This is a genomic window from Burkholderia sp. Bp8998 (assembly GCF_003854235.1).
In the GTDB taxonomy this organism is placed as follows: Bacteria; Pseudomonadota; Gammaproteobacteria; order Burkholderiales; family Burkholderiaceae; genus Burkholderia.
Genome location: NZ_QTQF01000113.1, coordinates 1 through 2,009 on the forward strand (window position 1 = coordinate 1; position 2,009 = coordinate 2,009).

The 2,009-nt window shown below is 56.9% G+C and carries 1 protein-coding gene and 1 pseudogene; both read left to right on the forward strand.

The window, feature by feature from the left end; translation table 11 throughout:
* Positions 1-146: pseudogene (locus DIE06_RS39395) on the forward strand (tartrate dehydrogenase); the annotation flags it as partial.
* 321 nt (positions 147-467) lie between these two features.
* Complete coding sequence (locus tag DIE06_RS37595) at positions 468-1,949, forward strand: APC family permease (RefSeq protein ID WP_124665720.1); 1,482 nt, start codon at positions 468-470, stop codon at positions 1,947-1,949.
* The last annotated feature ends 60 nt before the right edge of the window (positions 1,950-2,009 follow it).

Below are 2,009 nucleotides of genomic sequence, written 5' to 3' on the forward strand. Positions count from 1 at the left end.
GGCAGGGCAAGTATCGTGCTGCGCACGACGCCATCTTGCGGGCCATCGAGGAAGGCATCGCGCAGGGGCCACGCACGCCGGATTTGGGCGGAACCGCAAATACGACTCAGGTGGGTGTCGACGTCAGTGAGCGTGTATGTCAGTGAGCGCGTAAGGCAAGCGTAACGGCATGAGAACGGCTCGGAGACGTCAGGCGGCGACATAGGGAAACTCCTATGTTGCCGCTAAGCTTTGATGGGTCTGGCTCTCGCCGCTCGGTAGCCGTAGCCGGACACAAAGCCCTTGTTTCAAAAAACTCAACGTACTAAAGTTTCGACATACCAGTCGTTCTTCTAATTTGACTGGATAGTATGAGTGGCTTCGGTGCAGCAGGCGGTATAAAGCCGGCGCAATGCACGGAAGCACACTATGTCGCGGTGCGTAGCCCCGCGCTTCCCGCCACGAACCATCGAGGAGTTGGTGGAAGTATGGAAACGTTGAGTAACAGTGCGAATGGCATGGCGGGCAGTTCCGAACCTGGAGGGATGGCGGATGGCGCTCGGCCCGTTACGCTATCAGGGCATCTGGGAACGTTCGACATTGTGTTTACGGTGCTGGCATATAACGCGCCGCTCACGGTCGTCACCGGCTTTATCGGGCTGATGTTGTCGATGGGGAATGGCTTGGGCGCGCCCGCGACGTTTTTGATCACCGGCAGCCTCATGTTGTTGTTCTCCGTCGGCTTTACGACGATGTCGAAGCACGTGCGCAACGCAGGGGCATTCTACGCGTATATCACTGCAGGACTGGGCCGTCCTATCGGATTCGGCGCCGCGTTGATGGCAATGCTGGCATATGGCTTCATGATGGTCGGCATTTATCTGTATGCCGGGGTGGCCTACACCTCATTGTTCAAGCATCTTTTCAATAGCTCCCCGCTTGTCTGGTGGGGGTACTCGCTTATTTTGCTCGGCATCGTTGCCGTCTTTGGCTACCTGCGCATCACCTTCTCCGCAAAGGTGCTCACGCTTGCACTGATTTGCGAGGTCGTGCTCGTATTCGTGTGGGAGATAGCAGTTGCCTTGACTAAAGGGCTGCACGGAATCTCACCTGTTTGGCTGACGCCGAGTGCGGTGACATCCGGCTCTATTGGGCTCGGTTTGCTTTTCGGTGTGACCAGTTTCGCTGGTTTCGAGGCGACGGCCGTTTTTCGCGAAGAGGCTCGAAGCCCAGAGGTAACTGTTCCTCGCGCCACCTACGCAGCAGTGATCGTTCTCGCGGTGTTGTTTGCTTCGGCGGCCTATTTTCTGATTTGCGGCTATGGCCCCGCCGCTGCTATCGCCAAAGCGGGTGCAGACCCATCGACCGTAGCACTTGACAGTATCGGCATGTATTTAGGCAAGGCAGGTCTTGAGGCGGTCAATGTGCTTCTGTGCTCTAGCATATTCGCTTGTCTACTGGCGTTGCACAACATTCTGTCGCGATACATCTACTGCCTCGGCATCGACGGTACGGCCCCCCGCGCATGCGCAGCGGTGCATAAGCGCCACGGATCGCCGTACCGCGCGTCGATGATGGTGAGTGTCCTCATGCTCGGGATCGTGGGGCTTGAGATCAACAGAGGTGTCGAACCGTACGCCGAGTACGGTGCACTGACAGGGGTTGGGGGCTATGCGCTTCTTATGCTCTTGATTCTGACTTCGCTTTCCGTATTGATGTTCTTTGTACGCAAGCCAAGCGGCGCAAGCGTTCTCAAAACCAAGATAGCTCCGTTCATTAGCTTCGCCTTGTTGTCTGTGGTCGGCTATCTGGCGACGGTCAATATGGACGTGCTGACGGGCAACGTGAAGATCGCCGAAACGCTGCTGGCGTTCATCTTCGGCACACTAATCCTCGGGTGCCTGTACGCGCGACGCCTAAAAACGACGAAGCCGGAGGTGTACGCTGCGATCGGTCGCCAGAAGATATGAGGTGATCGACCGGTCAAACGTGCCTGGATCAAAAATAGCCTTGCGGGCTGGAGAACATCC